This is a genomic window from Aggregatibacter valvarum (genome assembly GCF_980468985.1).
On sequence record NZ_OZ413141.1, the window covers coordinates 1,374,715 to 1,394,612 of the forward strand.

Annotated in this window: 18 protein-coding genes and 1 tRNA gene; 15 read left to right on the forward strand and 4 right to left on the reverse strand. The window is 43.8% G+C overall.

Annotated features, from left to right (window positions below):
* The first annotated feature begins 377 nt into the window (after nt 1-377).
* A tRNA-Asn gene (locus AC30SF_RS06445) sits at nt 378-453 on the forward strand.
* A gap of 129 nt (nt 454-582) precedes the next feature.
* Here the strand turns inward: AC30SF_RS06445 and zevB are convergent.
* Both zevB and dld read right to left on the reverse strand, forming a co-directional pair.
* Nucleotides 583-1,593, reverse strand: coding sequence for a zinc transporter permease subunit ZevB (gene zevB, locus AC30SF_RS06450; protein WP_489607931.1), 1,011 nt, complete (start codon nt 1,591-1,593; stop codon nt 583-585).
* A 121-nt stretch (nt 1,594-1,714) separates the two neighbouring features.
* Nucleotides 1,715-3,406, reverse strand: a complete 1,692-nt coding sequence (gene dld / locus AC30SF_RS06455; RefSeq protein WP_489607932.1) for a D-lactate dehydrogenase — start codon at nt 3,404-3,406, stop codon at nt 1,715-1,717.
* A gap of 265 nt (nt 3,407-3,671) precedes the next feature.
* Between dld and AC30SF_RS06460 the strand changes: the two genes are divergently transcribed.
* The 13 genes from AC30SF_RS06460 to yhbY all read left to right on the forward strand — a co-directional run bounded on the left by AC30SF_RS06460 (nt 3,672) and on the right by yhbY (nt 16,838).
* Nucleotides 3,672-5,294, forward strand: coding sequence for a lactate permease LctP family transporter (locus AC30SF_RS06460; RefSeq protein WP_489607933.1), 1,623 nt, complete (start codon nt 3,672-3,674; stop codon nt 5,292-5,294).
* 97 nt (nt 5,295-5,391) lie between these two features.
* Entirely contained in the window at nt 5,392-6,123 is a 732-nt protein-coding gene (locus tag AC30SF_RS06465) for a (Fe-S)-binding protein (RefSeq protein WP_021616716.1), read from the forward strand.
* Nucleotide 6,124: 1 nt separating this feature from the next.
* Complete coding sequence (locus AC30SF_RS06470; protein ID WP_489607934.1) at nt 6,125-7,537, forward strand: LutB/LldF family L-lactate oxidation iron-sulfur protein; 1,413 nt, start codon at nt 6,125-6,127, stop codon at nt 7,535-7,537.
* A complete protein-coding gene (locus tag AC30SF_RS06475; RefSeq protein WP_489607935.1) occupies nt 7,537-8,244 on the forward strand; it encodes a LutC/YkgG family protein in 708 nt (235 codons plus the stop codon). The genes AC30SF_RS06470 and AC30SF_RS06475 overlap by 1 nt, the downstream gene beginning before the upstream one ends.
* Nucleotides 8,245-8,439: 195 nt before the next feature.
* Nucleotides 8,440-10,344: an FTR1 family iron permease gene (locus tag AC30SF_RS06480; RefSeq protein WP_489607936.1), complete on the forward strand. Its 1,905-nt coding sequence runs from the start codon at nt 8,440-8,442 to the stop codon at nt 10,342-10,344.
* A 42-nt stretch (nt 10,345-10,386) separates the two neighbouring features.
* The gene (locus AC30SF_RS06485) at nt 10,387-10,908 is read left to right on the forward strand and encodes an iron transporter (RefSeq protein WP_048749093.1); all 522 of its coding nucleotides are present in this window, start codon (nt 10,387-10,389) and stop codon (nt 10,906-10,908) included.
* A gap of 175 nt (nt 10,909-11,083) precedes the next feature.
* Nucleotides 11,084-12,502, forward strand: a complete 1,419-nt coding sequence (locus AC30SF_RS06490; protein ID WP_489607937.1) for a Fe-S-containing protein — start codon at nt 11,084-11,086, stop codon at nt 12,500-12,502.
* 2 nt (nt 12,503-12,504) lie between these two features.
* Nucleotides 12,505-13,830: an ABC transporter permease gene (locus AC30SF_RS06495; RefSeq protein WP_489607938.1), complete on the forward strand. Its 1,326-nt coding sequence runs from the start codon at nt 12,505-12,507 to the stop codon at nt 13,828-13,830.
* On the forward strand, nt 13,817-14,956 hold the full coding sequence (locus tag AC30SF_RS06500) for an ABC transporter permease (protein WP_109433368.1): 1,140 nt from the start codon (nt 13,817-13,819) through the stop codon (nt 14,954-14,956). The genes AC30SF_RS06495 and AC30SF_RS06500 overlap by 14 nt, the downstream gene beginning before the upstream one ends.
* A 1-nt stretch (nt 14,957) precedes the next feature.
* Nucleotides 14,958-15,629, forward strand: a complete 672-nt coding sequence (locus AC30SF_RS06505) for an ABC transporter ATP-binding protein (protein ID WP_209364577.1) — start codon at nt 14,958-14,960, stop codon at nt 15,627-15,629.
* Nucleotides 15,619-16,113: a TlpA family protein disulfide reductase gene (locus AC30SF_RS06510; protein WP_489607939.1), complete on the forward strand. Its 495-nt coding sequence runs from the start codon at nt 15,619-15,621 to the stop codon at nt 16,111-16,113. Before AC30SF_RS06505 ends, AC30SF_RS06510 begins: the two co-directional genes overlap by 11 nt.
* 8 nt (nt 16,114-16,121) lie before the next feature.
* Nucleotides 16,122-16,433: a c-type cytochrome gene (locus tag AC30SF_RS06515; RefSeq protein WP_290521480.1), complete on the forward strand. Its 312-nt coding sequence runs from the start codon at nt 16,122-16,124 to the stop codon at nt 16,431-16,433.
* A 102-nt stretch (nt 16,434-16,535) separates the two neighbouring features.
* Nucleotides 16,536-16,838 (forward strand): ribosome assembly RNA-binding protein YhbY, encoded by a 303-nt coding sequence (gene yhbY, locus AC30SF_RS06520; RefSeq protein ID WP_314117153.1) that lies wholly within the window; start codon nt 16,536-16,538, stop codon nt 16,836-16,838.
* A gap of 77 nt (nt 16,839-16,915) precedes the next feature.
* Here the strand turns inward: yhbY and AC30SF_RS06525 are convergent, their stop codons facing one another.
* Both AC30SF_RS06525 and AC30SF_RS06530 read right to left on the reverse strand, forming a co-directional pair.
* A complete protein-coding gene (locus AC30SF_RS06525) occupies nt 16,916-17,371 on the reverse strand; it encodes an outer membrane lipoprotein (protein ID WP_021616729.1) in 456 nt (151 codons plus the stop codon).
* 86 nt (nt 17,372-17,457) lie between these two features.
* On the reverse strand, nt 17,458-18,045 hold the full coding sequence (locus AC30SF_RS06530; RefSeq protein WP_489607940.1) for a VOC family protein: 588 nt from the start codon (nt 18,043-18,045) through the stop codon (nt 17,458-17,460).
* 86 nt (nt 18,046-18,131) lie between these two features.
* On the opposite strand from AC30SF_RS06530, the gene argS reads away from it, so the two are divergent.
* Entirely contained in the window at nt 18,132-19,865 is a 1,734-nt protein-coding gene (argS, locus tag AC30SF_RS06535; RefSeq protein WP_489607941.1) for an arginine--tRNA ligase, read from the forward strand.
* Nucleotides 19,866-19,898 lie beyond the last annotated feature (33 nt).

Here is a 19,898-nt window from a genome sequence, read left to right on the forward strand (position 1 = left end):
CATATTTCTCACACCACTCTCACGCCATATTGAGGCGTAATAAAAAATGAAGTTTTACACAGAGTTATATTTGTCAAGTAGCCTAAGTCACAAATTTCTAAAATTTTTTTAAAAAATTCGCTAGATTTTTATTAACTAATTGAAAAATAAGAAAATGTCATTTTACAATCAATTTTATCTTGGATTTCAATAAAGCCTGATTTTATCGGGGATGGCAGGATTTTTAAAATAATAACCCACAAACTTATCCACAGACTTTGTGGATAGAAAATTGACGCTGAAAAAGTAAAAAAATTTTTCTTTAGGGTGTTGACAAGATATGTTCGGATAAGTAACATACGCCACCTATCTTTTGATACCAAATGATACTGAATTATTCCTCCTTAGTTCAGTCGGTAGAACGGTGGACTGTTAATCCATATGTCGCTGGTTCAAGTCCAGCAGGAGGAGCCAATTTTTTGTCTTTTGGTTCAATCGTTTTTATTTGTCTCCTTTTATAAAAACAGTAATTTCCAAAAGATTTTGAGCCCATAGCCTCCTTATGGGCTTATTTTTTTCTGCTGAATCCTTTTTGTTTTTCTATCATCTCGCAAATAACACCGCGCCTCCACTCATCGGCAATGTTGTGCCATAAAGCAAAGCCAACGCAAAGAACAGCATAATGCCACCTGCCACCAGTTTCATCAGTGCCTCACTGTGATAACGTGTAAAACCTTTGCCGTACCAATTCCCAAGCGTGATCGCTAGATGTCTCGTGTATTTTACGAGCGCCGCAAAAAGCGCCAACATTAATCCTGTTCCTAATGACATTGCCAAAGTCGCCACCACGCCCCATAGGTAAATATCCAGCATATAAGATAAAAAGAGCACAAAGATAGCACCGCTACAAGGGCGCATACCAATGCTTAAAATTACCAGTAACTGCGATTTCCAATCTTCGGCTTTTTTTAATTGTTGGGCATTGGGTAAATGCTGATGACCACAGGCGCAGACAGGAGCGTGTTCCGTGGAAAAAGTACGGTGATTTTTGACCGCACTTTGCGAAGAAATTTGTGAAGAAGTTTGTGAAGAAGAAAGTGGCGTAAGTTTGTTAATTTGAAAAAGGGTTGTCGATGGTTTTTTCCACGAGCGGCTGCCTTGATAAATCCAATAGAGCCCTAACCCGACAAGCAATAAAAATGCGCCTCGCTCCAGCCACAACTGGCTTAATTTAAAATAACGAGAGGAGAGATTTAACACGATCAATACGACAGAGGTCGCCACCACCGCCACAATGCCCTGTGTAAGGGAGGAAAAGACACTGAGTTTAATGCTTTGCTTTAACCGACTCTCATGTGTCGATAAATAACTTGCGATGATGAATTTGCCGTGCCCCGGTCCCAGTGCATGGATAACACCGTATAAAAAACTCGCTGTAATGAGCGTTACGCCGGCCGCTGCTGAATGTTGTTGAATGTGATGTAAATTATCGCTGATCAACTGATTGAACAGTCGCTGCCAATCGGCTATCTGTGTAAACAACCGAGGAAAGGCGTAAGCAAGAAAGAAAATTAAAAAAAGAAGAAAAGTAAAATAAACTAGCCGTAATTTCATAGACATGGTTGATGAACAAAAGGACTTCGTTCTCCTTATGTGACGGAAATTCCGTCAAGCAATATTACATTCAAAAAGCGCATGGCAATGACCATACGCCTTTCCCTTATTAGTCAATGGGTTATTCCCAGTATTTTTTCTTCGAGGTATGCCCCAGCCCCGGATTGAAGCTATTTGTCGGATCTAGAGATTTATAGAATTTACGCAACTCCGGCTTGGCTTCATACAAATGCCCCACGTTGTGTTCCGCCGGGTATTGTGCGCCGCGTTTATCAAGCAATTCCAACATTTGATGCTCCAATTCCATGCAATCATGGCCTTTTTTAACGATATAATCCTGATGGAAAACATGGCACATAAAATGCCCGTAATACAATTTATGACTGATTTTTTGGTCGATCTCAGGCGGCAAAGTTTCAAACCACTCACGATCATTACGACGTAATGCAATATCCAGTGCCACAATGTCTTCCACTTCTTTTTCATGAATCGCACGATAACGAATCGCAGCTGAAGCCACAGCAAAGCGGTGTAACATTGCCGCTTGCGTTTCTACAGCATCACATTCAAAGAAAGCGCCTTTGCTGCCCTCTTTAAAGTAAGAGGTTAAATAATCTCGTGCTTCTTGCACGCCATCACCGCCTATTTTAACAATCAAGTGATGTTCGTATTGATCACGATATTGCCACAATTTTTTCGGCAAATGTTCCGGCAAAATACGAGAGAGGGTTTGCATCATCTTATCACTGAGATGATTTGGCAAGAAATCGATTTTTTTCGCCCATCGATCGACTTTGGCTTTCAAAGCAAACAATTTCGGTAACCAATGCGTTCCAAATTTTTTAATCACCCAAAACGTATCTTTGCCATACTTAGCCGCCACATCAAACGCATCGCGGTGAATATATTCACCGGAAATCGGTAGCTGTTTAAAATTCGCCAACATATGACGACGAAGATCATTTAATGCCTCTGTTTGATTAGTACCAATATAAAATACCGCCGTATTTTTCTCTGCCACAAAGGTATCTAACCGTACCGCAAAAATCGCTAATTTCCCTGCACAACCGGACGCCTCATAATGACGCGCCGGATCCGCGTTGAAACGTGCCGGGCTGTCTTCATCCACTTGGCGTACATGGTTGCAGTAAGCATGGTCGTGACCTTTGCCACAATCTAATTGGATGTCTTTGCGTTGATAACGTTGGTTCTCTAAATTCGCTAACATTTCTTCCGGCGTTTCACCTAAATCAATACCTAAGTGATTCACCAGTTGTAATTCGCCCTGCTCTGTTAATTGCGCATAAAGCGCCATTTCTGTGTAAGCCGGACCACGTTGCACCAACGCCCCACCGGAGTTATTACAAATACCGCCAATCACCGAGGCACCAATACAGGAAGAACCGATGACAGAGTGCGGTTCGCGTCCGTGCGGTTTTAACGCGATCTCTAATTCATTTAGCGTAGAACCTGGCAAACAAACCACTTGTTGTGCATCATTAATTAATTGAATACCTGAAATGCGCATGGCGTTGATAATCACAATGTCGCGATCATAGTTATTGCCATCAGGCGTAGAACCGCCGGTTAAACCGGTATTGGCAGCTTGAGCGATAACAATGACATCAGCTGCCACACACGCTTTAAGAATCGCCCAAAATTCCGTTAAATTTCCCGGTCGAACCACCGCCAACGCATTTCCATTCCCAAAACGATAACCGCTACGATAGGCTTCCGATTGGCTTGGGTCGGTAATCAAATATTTGTCGCCGACAATTTGACGAAGTTGACTAATTAATGCAGCACTGGTCATCGATTGTTACTCCTATGTTAAAAATTATGTTGCCAAGAAACACAAAAAGCATAACAGAATATACGCCACAAGACAGTGAAAAACACGCTTTTTTTTGACCGCACTTGAGCCGAGAAAGCAAGATTTTAAGCATGGCTGAAACAATTAAGTTAACGAGATCACAAATTTTAAAAAAATGTTAACTTTTTTTGATAACTAGATCACATTTTCCCAAAATAGGTATATTTTTTTTAGGACTACTCCATAAAATGCGACAAATGTTTTAATGTCCCATTATGATACAGGAGCCAATATGTCTTTTTTCCTAAGCGTATTCCCCATTGTTTTACTCATTTATCTCATGGTTAAGCGTAATGCTTTGCCGTCTTATGTTGCTTTACCTTGGGTGGCAGTGCTGGTGATGGTCGTGCATTTATTGCACTTCCATACGGATATTGTCACCATCAGTGCAAACATCGCTTCTGCGATCGTTGCCGTACAAACCCCGATCACCGTTATTTTCGGTGCGATTTTATTTAACCGTTTCAGTGAAGTCTCCGGTGCAACTGACATCATGCGTAAATGGTTGGGTAACATTAACCCAAATCCGGTGGCGCAACTGATGATTATCGGTTGGGCGTTTGCCTTTATGATTGAAGGCGCCAGTGGTTTCGGTACGCCAGCCGCCATTGCCGCGCCAATTCTAATGGGATTAGGTTTTAATCCGTTAAAAGTCGCGATGCTTGCCTTAATTATGAACTCCGTTCCGGTGTCTTTCGGTGCGGTCGGCACGCCAACATGGTTTGGTTTCGGTCCACTTAAATTATCTGAAGACATGGTACTAGAAGTCGGCTCCATCACAGCACTGATTCACTCTGTGGCCGCCCTGCTTATCCCATTATTGGCATTGCGTGTACTCGTCAGCTGGAAAGATATTCGCCAAAACTTGGTCTTTATTTATATCAGTGTCTTTGCTTGCGTCGTGCCTTATTTACTGATTGCACAATTTAACTATGAATTCCCGTCTTTAGTGGGCGGCGCAATCGGGTTGTTTGTTTCCGTCTGGGCGGCAAATCGTAATATCGGGTTAGCAAAAGTCGAAAATACATTGGATAGCAATGCGGTAACCACCGGTCAAGTGGTTAAAGCCCTCTTCCCTACCGGTTTGTTAATTGCGTTTTTAGTCGTAACACGTATTCACCAACTGCCGTTTAAAGCGATGATGAACGATACCACCGTTTGGTTTACTACTGCGTTAGGTTCATTAGGGACATTCGAAATCAGTAAAGGCCTTATCTTCAGCCTAAAAAATATCTTCGGATCAGATGTTTCCTCAAGCTATAAATTGCTTTATGTGCCGGCATTAATTCCATTTGTTATCACCGTATTAATCGCGATTCCGGTATTCGGCGTTTCCGGTGCCAAAATCAAAGATATTTTTTCCACCAGCTTAAAACAATCCAAAAATCCATTTATCGCCTTAATGGGTGCCTTAGTAATGGTGAACTTAATGTTAGTGGGTGGCGAACACTCTATGGTGAAAATCATTGGCCGCACCTTTGCAGAAGTCACCGGCGATGACTGGACGATTTTCTCCTCTTACCTTGGTGCAGTCGGTGCGTTCTTCTCCGGTTCTAACACCGTATCCAACTTAACCTTCGGTAGTGTACAATTATCCACTGCAGAAACGACCGGTTTATCCGTGGCATTAATCTTGGCACTACAATCAGTCGGTGGTGCAATGGGTAACATGGTATGTATTAATAATATCGTTGCCGTGTCCTCCGTATTAAACATTCAAAATCAAGAAGGCACCATCATCAAAACCACGATCATTCCAATGGTGATTTACGGTATTATTGCTGCACTTTGTGCCACCCTGTTAATTCCGTTGTTATACACGTTGTAGCGGCAACATATAAAATTAACTCAAAAAACGACCGCACTTTTGCGGTCGTTATTTAATTTTTTAACTGATTTTTCTTTTTTAATATTGGAGTATTACGATGAATGTGAATTTCTACGTGACCTGTATTGCCGATGTAGTCAAAAGCGGTGTAGCAAAAAACACCGTTCTGCTACTGGAAAAGTTAGGCTGTCAGGTGACCTTTTTAGAAAAACAAGGTTGTTGTGGGCAACCGGCGTTAAATAGCGGTTATACCAAACAAGCCCTTCCCGGCATGAAAAACTTAGTCGAAACCTTTGAAGCTAACGACTACCCAATCGTGGCCCCTGCCGGTTCTTGCGTTTATGCGGTTAAAAATTATCCGGATTACTTCACTCGCGCCAATGAACCGGAATGGGCGGAACGTGCTAAAAAAGTCGCCGCTCGTTTCTATGACTTAACGGATTTTATCGTCAATAAACTCGGCGTGACCGACATCGGTGCCCATCTGCCGGGTCGCGCCGTTTATCACCCTTCCTGCAGTCTTTTCCGTAAACTCGGTATTGTGAACGAGCCGATTGAGTTGCTCAAACATGTTAAAGGCTTAGAACTGTTGCCTATTCATAATCAACAAACCTGTTGCGGATTTGGTGGCACGTTCTCGGTCAAAATGGCAGAAATTTCCGGTGAAATGGTCAAAGAAAAAGTGGAACACGTTGAGGAAGTCGAACCGGAATACTTAATTGGGGCGGACGTGAGCTGCTTACTCAATATTGGTGGTCGCCTACAACGTGAAGGCAGCAAAATCAAAGTGATGCATATCGCAGAAGTATTAATGCAGGAGGGAAAATAAGATGTCTTTAAAAACCAGTAACCTCCCTTTTAAAGCACGCGTTGATCGCGAAGTCCATAATGAAATCATGCGCAAAGCCGTGGTAAAAGCCCAAGAAACCATCGGCACAAACCGTCAAAAAATGGTGGATGAGTTAGGCCACTGGGAAGAATGGCGTGATTTATCCAAACAAATCCGTAATCACGTTTTAGCAAACCTTGATGCCTATTTATACCAACTAAGCGAAAAAGTTACCGCCAATGGTGGGCATGTTTATTTTGCCGAAACGGCTGAAGAAGCCACCGAATACATTCGCCAAGTCGCGCTGAAAAAAAATGCCAAGAAAATCGTGAAATCCAAATCCATGGTAACCGAAGAAATCGGGTTAAATGGGGTGTTGGAAAAAGAAGGCATGCAAGTCATTGAAACCGATTTAGGTGAATATTTATTGCAAATTTCCGGTGACAAGCCGTCTCACATCGTGGTACCTGCGATTCACAAAGATCGCCACCAAATTCGTAAAGATTTACATGAAAAACTCGGCTATGAAGGTGCTGAAACCCCGGAAGACATGACCCGTTTCGTGCGTGAAAAAATTCGTCAGGATTTCTTAGAAGCAGACATCGGCATCAGCGGTTGTAACTTTGCTGTGGCGGAAACCGGCTCTGTTTGTTTGGTGACCAACGAAGGTAATTTACGTTTAGCCACCACCCTCCCTAAAACCCACATCGCCGTAATGGGAATGGAACGCCTAGCACCGACATTCCAAGAAGTGGACGTGTTAATTACCATGCTTGCCCGCAGTGCAGTGGGTGCCAGATTAACCGGTTACAACACCTGGCTTACTGGCCCTCGCCTTGCCGGCGAAACCGATGGTCCGGAAGAATTCCATTTAGTCATTGTCGATAACGGTCGTTCCGATATTTTGGCTTCCGAATTCCAAGAAGTTTTACGTTGTATTCGTTGCGGTGCCTGCTTAAATACTTGCCCGGCGTACCGTCAAATCGGTGGTCATGGTTACGGCTCTATTTATCCGGGCCCAATTGGTGCAGTGATTTCGCCATTACTTGGCGGCTATGACGAATTCAAAGAATTGCCGTATGCCTGTTCCTTGTGCAACGCCTGTAACTCCGTTTGTCCGGTACGCATTCCGTTAGCCCAACTGATTTTAAAACACCGTGAAAAAATGGTGGAACAAGGTAAAACGCCAGCCTTGGAACGCTTATCCATTTTCGGTTTTGGCTTTGCTAACTCACACCCAACCTTATGGAAAATCGGTGTAAACACCGGCGCCAAATTAGCGGGTAAACTCATTAAGAACGGCAAAGCGCCAATTCAACTCGGCGCACTCGCAGAATGGACAAAAGCCCGTGATTTACCAAAAGCTGAAGGCGAAAGCTTCCGTCAATGGTTTAACAAAAGAGGATCAAACTAATGGATTTACAAAATAGAGAAAACTTCCTCAATAAATTGGCAGCTAAAATGGGTAAACAACGCACCAATGTGCCGGAAACGATGGCGACACCGGTGAATACTTACCCAACAGAACGCCTTACTCATCTCACCCAAGCAGAACTTTGCGAAGAATTTGTAAACTTCGCCAAAGTGATGATGGTGGATGTGGTTGTGACGTCAGAAACATTAGCAAAACAGACCGCACTTGAGCTTTGCGAAAAATACGGTGGCGGCAATATCGTGTTAAACGACGACTCTCGTCTGGAAGAACTCGGTATTACCCAAGCGGTTCAAGAAAAATACACTTGCCACATTTGGTCACCGGAACAGGCAGAAGCCAACATTACCAAATCGGAACAAGCCAATATCGGGATCGTTTACGCCGAATACGGTTTAACCGAATCAGGTGGTATCGTGCTATTTTCCCAAGCCGAACGTGGTCGTTCTGTGAGCTTACTGCCGGAAAAATCCATTGTCGTTGTACGTAAAAGCAAGATACTTCCTCGTGTAGCACAACTGGCAAAAATCCTACATGACAAAGCGCAACAGGGCGAACGTATGCCTTCTTGTATTAACATCATTTCCGGTCCAAGTTCCACGGCAGATATTGAATTAATCAAAGTGGTTGGGGTACATGGCCCGGTGGCGAAAATCTATCTTGTCATTGATGATTTAGCACAAAACTAAAACATCCTCTCCATGAGATAAAAAGAGATAAAAAGGAAAGTTGCCAAACTTTCCTTTTTTATGCCCTAAAAAAATACCTCATTTTGTGTTCGATCTCAGCGATCAAACAAGAATTTACTTGCACTAAAATCTCATTAGAGGATAATAATGCTCGATTATATCTATAGGCAAATGCAATAAATCAAGGAGATGCGCATGTGTTTTTCCCGTTGGTCTCAATCTGTTCTTTTTAGTTTTATGCTTCTGTTTTCAGCATTTACCCACGCAGAAGATAACTATCAGCAATGGGTACAAGACATTGAAAATCGCTTGGATAAAACCGCCGCACTTTATGCCGAAAATAAAGTCGATGATGCCCGAACTGAAGTCCAAATGGCTTATTTTGAAGTGTTTGAAAATCTTGAAGGGCCGATTCGCATTAACTTTTCTGCCCAAAAAAGCTATCAAATGGAAGCCACCTTTGGTGAAATTCGTAAAATGATTGGTGAAAACCAGTCGCAAGAACAAGTCAAAGCGAAAATCGATGGTCTTAAAGCGGCATTACAAGAAGTACTTCCTTCCCTAACTGCAGGACACCAACTTAATGCCTCCGGTCAGCACGGCGTATATGAAAACGCAACGATTGTTACTCACTGGCAAAAAAGCTTTAAAACCATTGACGATTTGTTAGCGCAAGCCATGACGGCGTATGAAGCGAAAGATTACGCCACCGCCAAAAAACTGGTGCAACAAGCGCAATACGATGGGTATAAAAATTCCGAAATGGAAATGTCCATTCGCCAAAATCGTTCCGCTGCCATTTCCGGCAACCTTAATCAACAGTTTTATGATTTAATCAAACTGAGCGAACAACCGGATCAGATCAGCGACTTTGGTTATCAAATCACAACGCTGTTACAAGATATTGAAGAACAGCTTCCTAATTTACCAACGACCCGAGAAAACCAAATAGAACAAACAACCGATAAGGTTGCCGATACAACACCGGATAAAGATTGGGCGCAAATCAGCACACAAGTGAACGCCGGCGTTCAGCAAGCCATTCATTTATATGAACAAGGTGATACCGCAAAAGCCATGGTAACGGTGCAAGATACTTACTTTGACATTTTTGAAAGCACCGGCATGGAGAATAAAATCGGTTCTCGTGACAGCAATTTCAAAGCGCAATTAGAAGGCTATTTCACGCGTTTAGTGAGCTTAATGAAAGCCGGCGCAGAGAAAGAAAAGTTACAAGAACAAGCACAGGGATTAAGCCAAGGATTAAGCCAAGCTGTCGCCATGTTACAAGGCGGAGAACAAACCGACTGGAGTATGTTCCTCTACAGCTTATTAATCATCGTGCGTGAGGGCTTAGAAGCACTACTCATCGTGGCGGCTATCGTGGCGTATTTAGTGAAAAACAATCATCAAGACAAACTGCCGGTTATTCGCCAATCCGTCTATGTGGCATTGCTCGGTAGCGTCATTACTGCAGTGATCTTCCAACTCATTTTTTCCAATTCCGGTGCCAGCCGTGAATTGTTGGAAGGTTTCACCATGATGATTGCGGTGGTCATGTTGTTCATGATGAGCTATTGGTTGCTTTCAAAAGTCGAAGCGCAGAACTGGAAGCGTTATTTGGAAGGCAAACTCTCCACCGCATTAACCGCCGGCTCTCTTGTAGGTCTGTGGCTGACCAGTTTCCTTGCCGTGTATCGTGAAGGCGCAGAAACCGTGTTGTTCTACTATGCCCTCGCCGGCGATGCACAAAGTGCGGTGGATTATTTCTATCTTTTCGGGGGTTTCTTCCTTGGCGTGATAATTCTTGCCGTGTGTTATGTTCTCATGCGCTATACCGTGGTGAAATTACCGCTTAAACCGTTCTTTATGTTCACCGGTTCATTCATGTATTTAATGGCCTTTGTATTTGCCGGTAAGAGTGTACTTGAGCTGATTGAAGGCAAACTCTTTGAACCAACCTTAATCTCCGGCGTACCGGAAATTTCATGGTTGGGGATCTATCCTTATGTAGAAACATTGGTTCCGCAGGCTGTCTTGTTGGTGGCTGCTGTTTTTGCATTCATTTATATGAAGTACGAAAGCAGAAAATCTGCTTAATGTCGCACAAGCTATACTTATTCAGTTAAGGAGAAACTAAGTATGAAAAAAACATTAATCGCCACCGCACTTTTAGCCGGCATGATTACCGCACCGGCAGCCTTAGGCTTTAAAGAGTTCCCTGTGGGTGAACCGGTAACCATGAACGAAATGGAAATTGCCGCCGTGTATTTACAACCGGTTGACATGGAACCGCGTGGTATGGGATTGCCGGCAGCGAAATCCGATATTCACTTAGAAGCGGATATTCATGCAACCAAAGGCAACAAAAATGGTTTCGGTGAAGGCGAATGGATGCCTTATCTCACCATTCAATACACTTTGGTAAACACCGATACCGGTGAAAAACAAGAAGGCACCTTCATGCCAATGGTGGCAAGCGATGGTCCTCACTATGGTGCGAACATCAAAATGATGGGCGTGGGTAACTATAAATTAACCTACCACATTGATCCGCCACCAAAAGCGGGTATGCACCGTCACACCGATGAAGAAACCGGTGTTGGTCGCTGGTGGAAACCGTTTGATGTTAACTATGAATTCAAATTCACCGGTTTGAAATAAACCTTTCAGGTGTTAACAAAAACAAAAAATAAAACACCTTGAGGCATATCAAGGTGTTTTTGTTTATGTTGACGCATAATGAAAGGGCTTTCAAAAAGTGTCTTCCTCCAAAATACCGAGGAAGCCAAAGACTAAAAATAGGTGACATCCTCTCTTTCAATTTTCAGAGTAAGCTATGAACTATTTCTTTGTTTTTCTTATTCAGACCCAGCTCCCTTTTTCTTTACTACTGGCGTGTAGCTGGGTGCCGTATCCTCACGCTAATCGCAAAAAATTGGTATGGCTTGCCATTCTCGGGTTTATCATCGGCAGTGTCATCACATTAAGTTTGCCCAATACGCAAAGTGTTAAACTCACCCTCGCCATTTCTAGCCTAGGTATCTTCCTCTTTGCTTACGTTTCTCAATGTATTCATTGGCAAGGTTTAACCACGTTTTGGCATGTCATGCTCGCCGTATTAGCCGGCAGTTTTTGGGCGAAAGATCCCAATATCGCTGCGATCACCGGCACCGATGTCATCAACACAGATTTCTTATTACACATCAGCGCCATTGCACTCGGTTTTATTTTCTGTTTAGTGGTTGCCGGCTGGTGTGAGATTTTATTTGCGCAAAGTAAAACATCGGAAAAAACGACCGCACTTCGTCTCCTGCTCACCACGGTACTCACCCTCATTTTAGTCACGCCACTCCTTGGCGATGTATTACTGATTTTGATGAAATTGCAAGTCATCGAACTGACCAAAGTGCGGTTAAGTTTCGTGGCAAAATCCGGCAATATCACCATGTATTTGAACTACATTAATGCGGCTATTCTTGCCATTATCGTCTTTATTTTTGCGTTAAATATTCATCGCCCACGCGTGCGTACAGCCAATCACGAACAACAACCTATCGAAAAACGCAAAGCCCTTGCCGCCAAACGCACTTCCGGCAAGGTCATCGGCTATGGCATAACAGCAATTTTCATTATGCTCGCCACGCAACTTTATTGGGACAAAATCGCGTCCCAGCCGCCACAACTTTCCGAAGCGCAAAGAGTGACCTTAGACGCAGAAAACAACGTACACATTCCCATCGAACAAGTAAAAGACGGCAAATTACACCGTTTCCTTTGGGTTGCTGATGACGGCAAAGCGGTGCGTTTCTTCATTATTAATCGCCTGCCCGACAAACTCAGCCTTGCCGCGGTATTCGATGCCTGTATTTTATGTGGCGACCAAGGGTATGTCATGGAAGGCAATCAAGTAGTATGCGTCGGGTGTGGCGTACGTATGTTTACCCCTTCCATCGGCAAACCGGGCGGGTGTAATCCGGTGCCGATTGATAATTGGAAACAAACAGAGACGGAAGTCATCATCAACAAGAAAAACTTGGAAGATGGCTTGAATTACTTTACGACCATCATTGAAATTGAAGTGGTGGATCCCGTCAATGGCAAGAAATTGACTAACACCAAAACAGAATTCAAATACAACCATGAAGGCAAAACCTATTTCTTCACGGATGAAAAGAATTTAAATCTATTCCGCGATAATCCGGAAGCCTATTTAAACAAAGCTGATGAAGCCTCAACCGCCAAGGAGGAAAAATAATCATGTTAGCGCGTATGTTATTTCAATCTTGGCGTTATGGGCTAAAACGCAAGCTTCTTGCCATTGTTACCATTTTCCTCGCTGCCGGTTTGATTTCCGCCTTGCTCGCCGTGTCTATCGACATTGGTGACAAAATGGCAAAAGAGTTGAAATCTTACGGTGCCAATATTTTGGTGGAACCGGCTAGTAGTGCCGTTCTACCGGATGATGTCAGCGGTCGGAGTTCCCTCGCCACACAAGATTTTTTAGATGAAAAAGAACTGCCGAATGTGAAAGATATTTTCTGGCGCAATAACATTGTGGGGTTTGCGCCCTTACTCAGTGCGCAGGTAAAAGCCAACGTGGCTAACGGCACAGAAAAGGATGTGAGCATCCTCGGGACGTTTTTTGATCATAATATTCCTGTACCGGATGAAGAGGATTACCATACCGGGCAAAAAATCATCAGCCCTTACTGGCAAGTAGAAGGCGAGTGGGTGGATGATGCTACGGATGATTTCGGTGAACACATTCCTGCCCTACTCGGTGCCCAGCTTGCCAAACAACAGCAATGGAAAATCGGTGATGTAATTACCTTAAGCTATCAGGCAGAAGAAAATGCGTCACCACAACACATGACCACCATCGTGAAAGGCATTGTTAAAACCGGTGGCACAGAAGAACAACAATTGATTTTGCCGTTAAGTGCGGTGCAAAATTTACTTGGATTAGAAGGCAAGGTACAGGCGATTAAAGTCTCCGCGCTCACCGTGCCGGAAAATGATTTATCCCGCAAAGCCCGCGCCAATGTGGACGGTTTGGCCGCCGAGGAATATGACCGTTGGTATTGCACGGCGTACGTTTCCTCTATTTCCCATCAATTGGAAGAAGCGATTTCCGGTGCGATTGTTCGCCCGATTTGGCAAGTTGCGGCTTCTGAAGGCGTCGTCATTGAGAAAATTCAATTATTACTCGCTGTCGTCACCCTTGCCGCCCTGATTGCCGCTGCCATGGGCATTGCCTCATTAATGACCACTACCATTATCGAACGCAGCAAAGAAATCGGCTTAATGAAAGCGCTAGGTGCCTACCAATGGCAAATCGTCTTGCTGTTTTATTGCGAAGCCATCATCAGCGGCTTAATCGGTGGTATCTTAGGTTGCGTTGCCGGTTGGGGCTTAGCACGTTTTATCGGCGCCACATTATTTGGTGCGCCACTCAGCTTTGCTTGGGTCGTGATCCCTTGTGTCTTGGTGATTTCCGTCTTAATCGCCGTTATCGGCGCTTGGTTCCCGGCACACCGAATTGCCCGTCTTTATCCTATCGAGGTGCTTTATGGCAGACAATAAACCCATCAATATGTTTTGGCGCTTGGTATTACGCGCCTTGCGCCTGCGCTTGCAACGGGTATTCATCATTTTTGCCGCGCTCACGGTGGGCGCAAGCATTGTCACCGCAATGGCCGCAGTGTACTTCGACATTAATACCAAAATGAGCCAAGAATTGCGTACCTTCGGCGCCAATTTTTATATTGGCCCAAGCAACGGCAATTTAATCAAAGTGGATCAAGTGCAACAGATCCTTGACCAAGCACCGAAAGGCTTAATCACGGCGGCAAGCCCCTATTTATATGGTGTAACACGTAGTGATTTGGAGAAAATCGTGATTATGGGTGTGTGGTTTGAAGACATGAAAACCCTTGCGCCTTATTGGCAAATCACAGGCAATCCTATCGGGGTGAACTTCGACGAGCGCAACGCCATGATCGGTAAAACTCTCGCGGAACGGCTCAATTTAAACGTAGGCGATAAACTCACGTTAAGCCTCAATTCCGTGGATAAACACCAGTTCAATATTAAAGCCATCGTAGAGGCAGGCGATGCCACCGACAATATGTTGATCGTGAGCCTCGATTTTGCACAAAACTGGTTAGAAAAAGAAAACTTGGCGACCAACGTATTGTTAAACGTCAAAAACGATCAAGGCCAAGTGGATCAATTCGCCCAACAGTTGCAACAACAGTATCCCGATTTAGACATTCACCCGATCCGCAAAGTCTCCGCCTCCGAAGGACAAATTTTAGATAAAATCAAAGGCTTGATGGGCTTGATTTCTGTGGTAATTTTGATTTTAGCTACCCTTTGCGTGAACACCACCTTAATCGCCATTGTGGGCGAACGGGCGAAAGAGTTTGCGTTACAAAAAGCCCTTGGCGCGAAAAGCCGAGACATCATCAAACAAATCGGCGCAGAAACCTTGATTATCGCCCTTTGCGCCATTGTATGCGGCTTAATCATCGGCTATCTATTAGCACAGGTGCTCGGCTTAACCGTATTTAAAGCTTATATTGATATGCGCCTGCCGGTGCTCCCGATTACCATTACTTTATCCTTATTAGTGGCGTTTATCGCGGTTATCGTACCGACCCGCCGCGCTTTAGACATCCAAACCGCCAACGTATTGAAAGGGGAATAACATGGCTAAAATCGTCATTGAAACACAACATTTATACAAAAGATTCGGCCAAGTGACCGCACTTGAAGACATTAATATCCAAATTGCTGAGGGTGAATTCGTCTCTATCATGGGCGCCTCCGGTTCAGGTAAAACCACGTTAATGAATATTCTCACCGGCTTGGATACCGCAACCGAAGGTAAAGTGATTTTAGACGGTGTAGATGCCGCACAACTGGACGAAACGGGCAGACAACGTTTCCGCGCGGAAAAAATTGGCTTGGTGTTCCAACAATTTCACTTAATTCCCTATTTAACCGCACTCGAAAACGTAATGCTGGCACAACATTATCACAGCGTGGTCGATGAAGCGGCTGCCAAAGCTGTATTAGATCAAGTGGGTTTAGCACATCGTATGAATCACCGCCCAAGCCAACTTTCCGGCGGGGAACAACAACGGGTATGTATTGCGCGCGCCTTAGTGAACCAGCCACCGGTCATTTTTGCCGATGAACCCACCGGCAATCTCGATGAGACAAATGAACATTTAGTGTTAAATTTACTCACGGAATTAAATCGGCAGGGGCGTACGATCGTCATGGTGACCCATAACCCAGACTTAGGCAAACTCACCAACCGCATTATTTACTTACAACACGGCAAGTTATTGCGTGAGGAAAAAAATGCTGGCTAATTTTCTTCGTTTTCTCGGTATAAGTGCGGTCTTTTTTTTCAGCGTTTCCTGCAAAGAGGAATCCGCGCAAATCGGCCAACCCGCACCAGAAATCGCCGCCTTCGATCTGCAAGGCAATAAAGCCTCGTTAAGCGACTGGCAGGGCAAAACTGTGCTCATCAATTTCTGGTCGGAAACCTGCGGCGCTTGCATTGCGGAATTAAGAACCTTGCAACAATGGGAGGAAAAATACCCGAACCAAGTGCAACTGGTCGCGATGAATATCGACGGCGAAAAGGCCGACACACAAGCGATTGTCACTAAACGACAACTCACCTTGCCGATATTTAAAGATCAAATGAAAATTACGGCAGAACGTTACCAACTTGTCGGCACGCCGACATCTTTCGTGATTGACCCAAGCGGCAAAGTAATATATAAATTCGAGGGTTTACTCCCTGAAGAGGAACTACAACGTCTCTTTACCCCAACGAAAATCAATTAAGGAAAATCATGAAAATTTACTCTACTATGCTTTCTCTCATTGCATTAAGTGCAGTTTCAAGCGTTCATGCGGAAGGCAATATTGAACACGGACAAAAGATTTTTAACCGTTCATGTGCACTTTGTCACGGAAAACAAGCTGAAAAATCAGCAATGGGACAATCTCAAATTGTGAATACGTTCTCCCAAGAGAAAATTATTACCTCACTTCAAGATCGTAAAAGCGGAAAAATTGAAGGCCCCGGCAATCGCGTGAAAGAAGGATTAAGCGAACAAGATATGCAAGATGTTGCGAGTTATATCCAGACCCTCAAACAATAATGGAAGTGCGGTGAATTTTAGCGCCATTTTTCATCAGAATGTATTCGCTAAAATAGGCATTTTGCTTTAGAATCACCGCCTCCCTTTTTTCAAGAGATTATTATGTCGATTACATTATCAACCAAACAAAAACAGTATTTAAAAGGCCTTGCACACCATTTAAGCCCGGTGGTGATGTTAGGCGGTAACGGATTAACCGAAGGGGTATTGGCAGAAATTGATTTATCCCTCAGCCACCATGAGTTAATTAAAGTGAAAATTAGCGGGTCCGATCGTGAAACCAAACAACTGATCATCAATGCCATTGTGCGTGAAACCGGTGCGGCTGAGGTGCAAACGATAGGACACGTGTTAGTGTTATATCGCCCAAGTGAAGAAAATAAAATTTCACTGCCACGCAAATAACTTAACCTTAAAATAAACAAGCCATAAAAAAATCAGCCCCCTTAAAAATAAGGGGGCTGATTGGTTAGAGATTGCAATTAAAGTGCGGACACATTTAAACGAGAACCGCCTACGATGCGTACACGTGCGCCAGGAACAAGATTCGCTTCGGCTTTTTGCACCACAACGATTTCTTTACCGTCATCTTTCTTAATCACCATTTCAAGCGCACTAACTTGGCTGGCTTTTTCTTCGACTTTGCTACCAATGACCGCACCGGCAACCGCGCCTACCGCCGTCGCAATGGCTTGACCTGTACCGCCACCGATACCGGAACCGGCGATACCGCCGATAGCGCCGCCACCAATGGTACCAAGCACACCTTGATTATCTGCTTGAATTTTCACCGGACGGGTGGAAACAATGGTACCGTAGCTAATTGAACGCGCTTCTTTTGCTTGATCGCCAGAATAGACGTTACCGCCATAAATGTCTTCATTGGCACAACCCACAAGAGTTAAGCTCATTAGCACAGCGAATGCAATTTTTTTCATAAATGCTCCTTAAATACTGGATTAATTGTTACGTCGCCTTATTCATAAAGCGAGGCGACTCATTTTAGTAAAATCGTTTCATACAATCAAACCGCACTCACGATTTGTTTAATACTGTATGGATGAACCTTAATGCAAACATGATTACAGTGCTTATCTGCAAAACTGATCGCCACCGATAAATTGGCCAGTTTTTCACCATCCGCCTTCGGTTCGCTCGTTTTGACTTTCAACTCCGCCGATTGGTTCCGTAAAAACAAATTTTTTATACGGGTAAACCATTCTGCCTCACTTTCCCCCGTTAAAAACGGCACCACCACTTCAATATGCTCCCAGCTTTCCTGCGGATAAAATTTATCCTTCGGAAATGGCAACTCCACCACCTCAATTGCCTGTCCGGCAAGGTATAACAGTTGCGTTAAGGCAATTAAATAAATGACTCGACCATTCACCACATTATCACTTAATACCGAACCATAGTTTAATAATAATGCTAACCAGTCATGGGCTTTCTGATCAGAATTCACACGCAATGACAGATGATCGATTTCATATTGGCTAAGATCTAAATGAATCTTTGCAGCAAGCGCCTGAATTTTTTGTTCAAAATCCTGAAAATCAGCCAAAAGTGCGATCTGATTTTGAAACATTTCGTGGGGCAAATGACACGACATAATTTTCCTTTTTGGCTTTTCTGAAAAGTGAAAGAACGGTATTATATCCGCTATTTTTATCCCTCAAAAGAATTTAAGGTTCAGCCGTGAATATTCAATCTATTTTATCTGAAAAAATTAAACAGGCGATGATTGCAGCCGGTGCCGACGCACAATGTGAAGCCCTCGTTCGCCAATCAGGCAAAGTGCAATTTGGTGACTATCAAGCTAACGGCATCATGCCCGCTGCCAAAAAATTGGGCTTAAACCCACGTGAATTTGCGCAAAACGTGTTAGATAAAGCCGAATTACAAGACATTGCAGAGAAAACGGAAATTGCCGGCCCGGGCTTTATTAATATTTTTCTAAAAAACTCTTGGCTGGCAGAAAATATTAACCGTGCCGTGCAAGACCCGAAATTAGGTGTACACAATCCGGAAAAACAAACGGTCGTGGTGGACTATTCCTCCCCAAACGTTGCCAAAGAAATGCACGTGGGACATTTGCGTTCAACCATTATCGGTGATGCTGTCGTACGCACACTGGAATTTTTAGGTAACCACGTTATCCGCGCTAACCATGTGGGCGACTGGGGTACTCAATTCGGTATGCTGATTGCCTATTTGGAAAAAATGGAAAACGAACATGCCAGCGAAATGGAATTGAGCGATTTAGAAGCCTTTTATCGCGCGGCAAAGAAACATTATGATGAAGATCCGGTATTTGCCGAAAAAGCCCGTAATTACGTGGTGAAATTACAAAGTGGTGATGAATATTGCCGTACCATGTGGCAAAAACTGGTGAAGATCACCATGCAACAAAACCAACATAACTACGATCGTCTCAATGTGACCTTAACAGACAAAGATGTGATGGGTGAAAGCTTGTATAACCCAATGTTGCCGGGCATTGTTGAAGATCTGAAAAAACAAGGTTTGGCCGTAGAAGATGACGGCGCATTAGTGGTTTATTTGGATGAATTCAAAAATAAAGACGGCGATCCAATGGGTGTTATTGTGCAGAAAAAAGATGGCGGTTTCCTTTACACCACCACTGACATTGCTGCCGCTAAATACCGTTATGAAACCTTAAAAGCCAACCGTGCATTAGTCTTCTCCGATACGCGCCAAAGCCAACATATGCAACAAGCTTGGCTGATTACTCGTAAAGCGGGCTATGTGCCGGATAGCTTCCAGTTGGAACACAAAAATTTCGGCATGATGTTAGGCAAAGACGGTAAACCGTTCAAAACCCGTAGTGGTGACACCGTGAAACTGGCCGATTTATTAGACGAAGCCATTGAACGAGCGGGCGTATTAATTTCGCAAAAATCCACCGCACTTTCTGAACAAGAAAAAGCCGATGTGATTGAAGCTGTTGGTATCGGTTCGGTGAAATATGCGGACTTATCGAAAAACCGTACCACGGATTATGTGTTCGACTGGGACAATATGTTGAGCTTTGAAGGCAACACCGCGCCTTATATGCAATATGCCTACGCCCGCATTCGTTCGATTTTCAATCGTAGCCAAATTGCCCTAAGCGAAGTGGAACAAGCCAAATTAAGTATTACTGATGAAAAAGAACGTGCTTTGGCAATCAAATTATTGCAATTTGAAGAGGCCGTTCAAGTGGTTGGAAAAGAAGGTACACCTCATGTACTTTGCGCTTATTTGTACGAATTGGCCGGCGTATTCTCTTCCTTCTACGAACATTGCCCGATTCTGAATAACGACGATCAGCAAGTGAAACTCAGTCGCTTAAAACTGGCGTTGTTAACAGAAAGAACGCTAAAACAAGGATTGGATTTACTCGGTATTAAAACTGTCGAGAAGATGTAATCTCACATAACAACCTCAAAGGGCGAGTGTTCA